Raw genomic sequence first — 6,171 nt, forward strand, 5'->3', positions numbered from 1 at the left:
CACCTAGTATTACTCCCTTCTGTGTAGAATATATACTTTAAGTGCTATAGGATATATACTTCAAGTGCCTTGGAATATATACTTCATTGGCTAATTTGATTTTATTGGAAAATGGATATTAATATGAAAACAAACGAAATATCAGGAAAATCCGATTTCAACCGTTTTATTAACTTCTCCACCGCAATCTTCATTTGCACTCGGACCGTACTCTCTTGGATGGATAGGATTTTAGCGACCCCCTTGGTACTTAATCCTTCCTCACGGATCATCAAGAATATTAGGCGACATTTTTCGGGAAGCTCATCAATTGCCAGATTAAAAAGTTCCCGCATTTCTTGCGATTCCAACATACCCTCAGGAGTAGCTTCTTCCTCTGGTTCAAATGAATATAACTGATCCATCTGGATTTTATTGACACTATTGCTTCTTGAAATATGACGAAGCGCTTCGTTGCGTACCGTTATATACAAGTAAGTATCTATATTGTCTATCTCTTTTAAGCGTGCTTTTGATTTCCAAATAGAAAAGAACACGTCGGACACGACCTCCTTGCAAGCCTCTTTCTCTCCAAGGCAATAATACGCAAAACGGAATACCTGATCGTAATACAAATTATAAAAGCGCTCAAATGCCCCTCTGCCGTCTGAAGAAACAGAAGATAACAAGTTCTTAATATTTTGTTTAGATACTTTCATGCCCTTTTATGCTTAGAAAAAAAGCGGGTTGTCGCCCACACTTCGTAAGGTATCGCCAGAGACCTATGCACACGTAGACAAGCAACCCGCAGATATAGCGAGGGCTTGTGCCTTGTGTGCTGTTAAAACTGGCGATTTCAACGAAGTAAGGCACTTCCAAAATTTTCACGATACAAATATAAGGTTTTTATCACATTTAAATCTCTTTAAAACGTACTATTGATTTCTGTGAGATCATTATCTTTGTACGAAACATATCGGTGAAATTATGGACGAGAAAGTGCTCGAGAAATTGAAAATCTTGGCCGAGTCGGCAAAATATGACGTATCCTGCGCTTCCAGCGGAACCTCCCGTTCGCATAAGAGCGGGGCTATAGGAAGTGCCGCGGGATGGGGTATTTGCCATAGTTTCGCTGAGGACGGACGGTGTATCTCGCTTTTAAAGATCATGCTGACGAATTATTGTATGTATGATTGCGCCTACTGCATCAACCGGCGAAGTAATGATTTACCGAGAGCTACGCTTTCCGTTACCGAGTTGGTGAATCTTACGATTGAGTTTTACCGGCGTAATTACATTGAAGGATTGTTTTTAAGCTCCGGCGTGGTCCGAAACCCGGATTACACGATGGAACGGTTGGTGAGAGCCATCAAGGATTTGCGCCTCGTACATCACTTCAATGGATACATACATATGAAGAGTATCCCCGGAGCCAGCCAAGAATTGGTAAATGAGGCTGGGCTTTACGCCGATCGTTTAAGCGTGAATATAGAGATCCCGAATGAGGCGAGCTTGCGGACTCTAGCTCCGGAAAAGGATTTTAAAAGCGTATTTGCCCCTATGCGTTATATCCAACAAGGTGTATTACAAAGCGCCGAGGAACGCAAGCGTTTCCGGTATGCCCCACGATTCGCTCCCGCCGGGCAAAGCACGCAGATGATCGTTGGCGCTACGGCGGATACCGACAAGGATATACTTCGTCTATCATCGGCCTTATATCAGAGACCTACGATGAAGCGTGTTTACTATTCGGGATTCATTCCGGTAAATGCGTATGATAACCGTCTTCCGGCACTTACCACGCCTCCGCTGGTCCGTGAGAATCGTTTATATCAAGCGGATTGGTTATTGCGTTTTTATCAATTCAAGGTAGATGAGATTGTCAATGACGCATATCCGGATCTGGATCTAGACGTGGACCCGAAGTTGGCTTGGGCCCTGCGGTATCCGGAGGTCTTCCCGGTAGATATCAATAAAGCGGATTACGAGATGCTTCTTCGGGTTCCGGGAATTGGCGTGAAATCGGCAAAGATCATAATCGTTTCCCGGCGTTACGCTAATCTCGGTTCAGAGCAGTTGAAGAAAATAGGAGTGGTCATGAAAAAGGCTAGCTATTTTATTACTTGCCGGGAACTCCCGACGCAGACCGTGAATGAGGTCAGCCCTGAAACCGTCCGGCAACTATTGACGAGAAAGAGCGGAAAGAAAGTAGACGATCGGCAGCTTATACTGCCTTTTATAGATTAACGCCTGTTTTATAAGAAGGATTGATAATGATTATATTTGTTTACGACAAGACTTTTGAGGGATTGCTTACCGCTGTATTCGATGCCTATTCCCGTCGAACTTTTCCGGATTTGTTAGTAACCGAGGGCGAGCCATTTCCATTGTTCTATGACGAGGCGATCCGGATTTATACGGACGACCGGAAAGCAGAGCGGGTATGGAAAGGGCTTGAGAAGAAAATCTCCAAGTCTTCTCTTTCCGGGTTGACGGTAACTTGGTTGTCGGAATTACCGGAAGTAGACCTGTTGTTATTCAGATATATCCGCAAAGCGATCGATGCTCCAGCCACGATTGAGTTCAATCTTGGTGACCCGGACATATTGGAAACGGCCAAGATCTGGAAGAAAGTAAACAACGAACGCTTGCGAGTGATGCAATTCTTTCGTTTCCAAAAAGCGGCGGATGGAACTTACTTTGCTGCCATCGCACCTATATATAACGTATTACCTTTGGTATTACCTTATGCGCAAGACCGTTTCGCTGATCAGCAATGGCTCATTTACGACTTAAAAAGAGAGTATGGATATTATTATGATCTTAACGATACGATAGAAGTCCGTTTCGAAGAGAAAGATTCACACTTATTGACCGGATTGCTCAGTGAGGATATCATGGATAAGGATGAGAAACTTTTTCAAAGTATGTGGAAAGAGTATTTTAAGTCTATCGCTATCAAGGAGCGTTTAAACCTGCGGCTTCATCGCCAACATATGCCGGCTCGTTTTTGGAAATATATGCCGGAGAAGAGATAATAGTATAATTACTATTAATCAGCCAATTACAGTTTTTGTTAATTTCATTATCGAAAAACTAAAGTTTTTTCAGCAGGAAACTAGAGTTTCTCCATTGGAAAACTTTTGTTTCATCTAAGGAAAACTAAAATTTCGTGCTATAGAAAAAAATGTTTCTCTCATATAAAACCAGCCTGTTATTTAACGAAAAAGGGATGAACTTAATATCAAGTCCATCCCTTCTTATTACAATCAACACGTTTCTCCTATAGCTCACGAATCCAGATATTACGGAAGCTGATCGGCTCGCTAGGATCGCCATGGCTCTGCAGGATGATAGGGCCTGCGCCATGTTTCTTCACTTGCGGGAAACCGATCCACTCTGTCGTACCCAATATCGTCGTATGGTTCTGCAAAACCACGCCGTTCTGGATAACCGTTACGGTTGGATGCGTACGATAAGAACCATCTTCCTTGAAAGTGGGGGCGGTATAAATGATATCGTATACGTTCCATTCGCCCGGTTTACGCATGGCGTTGGCCAAAGGAATGGATTGTTTGTAGATACTACCCGTCTGGCCGTTCACGTAAGTCGGGTTATTGTAGCAGTCTAACACTTGAACCTCATACATCCCTTGCAGGAAAATACCGCTGTTACCTCTCGACTGGCTCTCTCCAGTGATATTCGTCGGGACCTGCCACTCAATGTGCATCTGGAAATCGTTGAATTTCTGTTTGGTCTGGATATCACCTTTCTTCTTGTTTACGGTAAATACACCATCATGCACATCCCATTCGGCGGCACCGCCCTTTACGCTCTCCCAAGCGGAAAGATCCTTGCCGTCAAACAAAACGATAGCGTCGGAAGGAGCCGTGAAACCTCCACCTTTTAAATCTGTACCCGGAGTGACTACCGGCGGAACAGGTTCGTAAAACTCGGACATCTCATGCGTGATACCCGCATAACCTGTAGGCATCTTGAACTCTTTTTTCTTGTCTTGAGCGACAATAGTGACGCAACCCGCTAAAGCGAAAGCCGCAACTGTAAGCAATCTTTTGTTCATGGTCTAAAATGATTTATTAGTTAGTTAACATTTCTTGCTGCAAATATACCGTTTTTTGCCGAAACAGATAACGATTTGTCAGAAATCTTATTGATTATGATCAAATAATCTTTTCTCGGCCAACTGCTCAAACTTGGTGTTCGGACGACCGTAATTGCAATACGGATAAATACTTATACCGCCTCTCGGTGTGAATATACCAGTAACTTCGATATATTTCGGATCCATTAATTTTATCAAGTCCTTCATGATAATATTCACGCAATCCTCATGAAACGCCCCATGGTTGCGGAAGCTGAATAAGTAAAGCTTCAAGCTCTTGCTCTCTACCATTTTCACGTCGGGGATATAATCGATATGAATCGTAGCGAAATCCGGTTGTCCGGTAATCGGGCAGAGACTGGTGAATTCCGGGCAATTAAACCGTACCCAATAATCATTTCCTTGATGCTTGTTCGTAAATGCCTCCAATACCTCCGGAGCGTAATCCTGTTTATATACGGTAGAGCCACCTAATAAGTGCAACTCTCCTTCTTGTTTTCTCTCGTCCATTTCTTTAAATTTACTTTTGATTCTCTTCTTTCCTTTTCAGGTATTTCTCCAATCCGTCCTTGCGAAGTTTGCAAGCGGGGCAATGCCCACATCCCTCAGCCATAACACCGTTATAGCAAGTCAGCGTCTGCGTACGTACTAGATCAAAGACGCCCAGCTCGTCCGACAATTCCCAGACTTCGCTCTTATCCCGGTCCATAAGCGGGGTATGAATTACGAATTGCTCATCCATCGCCAGATTTAATGTTACGTTAAGAGAACGCACGAACGTATCCCGGCAATCCGGATAACCACTATAATCAGCCTCGGAGACACCCGTTACCAAATGATAAATCCCCTTACCACGGGCTAAGATAGCGGCGAAAGTAAGGAATACCATATTACGGCCGGGCACAAACGTATTCGGATAGCTATCCTCCGGCTTCTCTTGATCCATCTCTATGCTCGCATTCGTAAGCGAGCAATTGGGATCTAACTGGCTGATAAGCGATACGTCCAATAACTGAAAAGGTACGTCCGCATCCGCAGCGATCTTTCGAGCGACCTCTATTTCCAAGGAATGTTTCTGTCCGTATGTGAAGCATACGGCCTCTACACGTGAAAAATGCTTCTTCGCCCAGAAAAGGCAAGTCGTGGAATCTTGTCCACCCGAGAAGCATACCAAAGCGGCATCTTGTTGTTTCATATCTTTCTTGTTTTTAATACGTGGTTTAGCAAGCACACGGAAAAGACATCTTTTCAGCCACAAAGATACGCTTTTTTTTAATTCTTTCGAGCGGCGATAAGCAACATCATCGGACGGCGAAGTTCGTCTCGCATCCCGGGAACCGTATCCAGCATCGATTCGTCCGGTTGAGGCTCCACCAGATGGGTGATACAGAAACCCGCCTTGATCAATCCGTTCACGTAAGTCGTAAGTGTCTTATGATATTTGGTTACATCCTCTCCCAAAAAACGAGCATGCCGGATTCCCTCTTGAAAATAATGATCCACCGGCCAATGCGCAGGTTTCCCTTCCGAATCGTAAATCCAATCTTGATTGCCATAAGCAGTAAAAACGGGATGTTCCACAGAGAAGACAAAGACACCCTCTTGCGTTAAACATTTATATACCTCTGTACAAACCGTATCGAACGACTCGAGATAATGGAATGTCAAGGAGCTGATCACGATGTCAAAAGAATTTGGAGCAAAATCAAAATCCTCGATTGCTATTCTTTTATATTCGATCGACGGGGAGGGATTTATCTCCCGTGCCTTGTCCAACATTTTCCCGGAAAGGTCAATGCCTAAAGCGAAGGTCGCCCCTCGCTCTATGGCATATCGACAATGCCAGCCAAAACCACACCCTAAATCCAATACACGCTTTCCGTTAAAATCAGGCAACATCTTCTTTAGCTCATGCCATTCTCCTGCTCCTCTCAGCCCTTGTACAGAGCGAGACATCTGACTGTATTGACCGAAAAAGCGTTCATCATCATACTTATTTTCTTTCATATTATATATTGTAGGGATATCTTGGCCGAAGATATGACTATGCCTAAATTTACTTCACAGAT

The 6,171-nt window shown here is 43.8% G+C and carries 7 protein-coding genes; 2 read left to right on the forward strand and 5 right to left on the reverse strand.

The window, feature by feature from the left end:
* Positions 1 to 101: 101 nt before the first annotated feature.
* Positions 102 to 698: an RNA polymerase sigma factor gene (locus DWX84_RS14725; RefSeq protein WP_048928186.1), complete on the reverse strand. Its 597-nt coding sequence runs from the start codon at positions 696 to 698 to the stop codon at positions 102 to 104.
* A gap of 268 nt (positions 699 to 966) precedes the next feature.
* On the opposite strand from DWX84_RS14725, the gene DWX84_RS14730 reads away from it, so the two are divergent.
* Positions 967 to 2,226: a putative DNA modification/repair radical SAM protein gene (locus DWX84_RS14730; protein WP_121961339.1), complete on the forward strand. Its 1,260-nt coding sequence runs from the start codon at positions 967 to 969 to the stop codon at positions 2,224 to 2,226.
* A 26-nt stretch (positions 2,227 to 2,252) separates the two neighbouring features.
* Positions 2,253 to 3,017, forward strand: a complete 765-nt coding sequence (locus DWX84_RS14735) for a TIGR03915 family putative DNA repair protein (RefSeq protein WP_005868651.1) — start codon at positions 2,253 to 2,255, stop codon at positions 3,015 to 3,017.
* A 245-nt stretch (positions 3,018 to 3,262) separates the two neighbouring features.
* Here DWX84_RS14735 and DWX84_RS14740 read toward each other — a convergent pair whose 3' ends face one another.
* From DWX84_RS14740 to DWX84_RS14755, 4 genes are all read right to left on the reverse strand, one after another.
* Positions 3,263 to 4,060 carry a DUF1080 domain-containing protein gene (locus tag DWX84_RS14740; RefSeq protein ID WP_005868653.1) on the reverse strand — a complete coding sequence of 266 codons (798 nt, stop codon included), beginning with the start codon at positions 4,058 to 4,060 and terminating at the stop codon, positions 3,263 to 3,265.
* A gap of 87 nt (positions 4,061 to 4,147) precedes the next feature.
* Positions 4,148 to 4,612 (reverse strand): preQ(1) synthase, encoded by a 465-nt coding sequence (queF, locus tag DWX84_RS14745; RefSeq protein ID WP_005868655.1) that lies wholly within the window; start codon positions 4,610 to 4,612, stop codon positions 4,148 to 4,150.
* A 10-nt stretch (positions 4,613 to 4,622) separates the two neighbouring features.
* Positions 4,623 to 5,297, reverse strand: coding sequence for a 7-cyano-7-deazaguanine synthase QueC (gene queC / locus DWX84_RS14750; protein WP_005858432.1), 675 nt, complete (start codon positions 5,295 to 5,297; stop codon positions 4,623 to 4,625).
* Between the two features lie 77 nt (positions 5,298 to 5,374).
* Positions 5,375 to 6,109, reverse strand: a complete 735-nt coding sequence (locus DWX84_RS14755; RefSeq protein WP_048928185.1) for a bifunctional 2-polyprenyl-6-hydroxyphenol methylase/3-demethylubiquinol 3-O-methyltransferase UbiG — start codon at positions 6,107 to 6,109, stop codon at positions 5,375 to 5,377.
* Between the last annotated feature and the right edge of the window lie 62 nt (positions 6,110 to 6,171).

Origin of the sequence: Parabacteroides sp. AF21-43 (assembly GCF_003635435.1) — a bacterium.
In the GTDB taxonomy this organism is placed as follows: domain Bacteria; phylum Bacteroidota; class Bacteroidia; order Bacteroidales; family Tannerellaceae; genus Parabacteroides; species Parabacteroides distasonis.

Excerpts from the sequence above, each read along its gene's own strand:
- DWX84_RS14725 (WP_048928186.1), bottom strand. The coding sequence starts at position 698 with ATGAAAGTATCTAAACAAAATATTAAGAACTTGTTATCTTCTGTTTCT.
- queC (WP_005858432.1), bottom strand. The coding sequence starts at position 5,297 with ATGAAACAACAAGATGCCGCTTTGGTATGCTTCTCGGGTGGACAAGAT.
- DWX84_RS14755 (WP_048928185.1), bottom strand. The coding sequence starts at position 6,109 with ATGAAAGAAAATAAGTATGATGATGAACGCTTTTTCGGTCAATACAGT.
- DWX84_RS14740 (WP_005868653.1), bottom strand. The coding sequence starts at position 4,060 with ATGAACAAAAGATTGCTTACAGTTGCGGCTTTCGCTTTAGCGGGTTGC.
- DWX84_RS14730 (WP_121961339.1), top strand. The coding sequence starts at position 967 with ATGGACGAGAAAGTGCTCGAGAAATTGAAAATCTTGGCCGAGTCGGCA.
- queF (WP_005868655.1), bottom strand. The coding sequence starts at position 4,612 with ATGGACGAGAGAAAACAAGAAGGAGAGTTGCACTTATTAGGTGGCTCT.
- DWX84_RS14735 (WP_005868651.1), top strand. The coding sequence starts at position 2,253 with ATGATTATATTTGTTTACGACAAGACTTTTGAGGGATTGCTTACCGCT.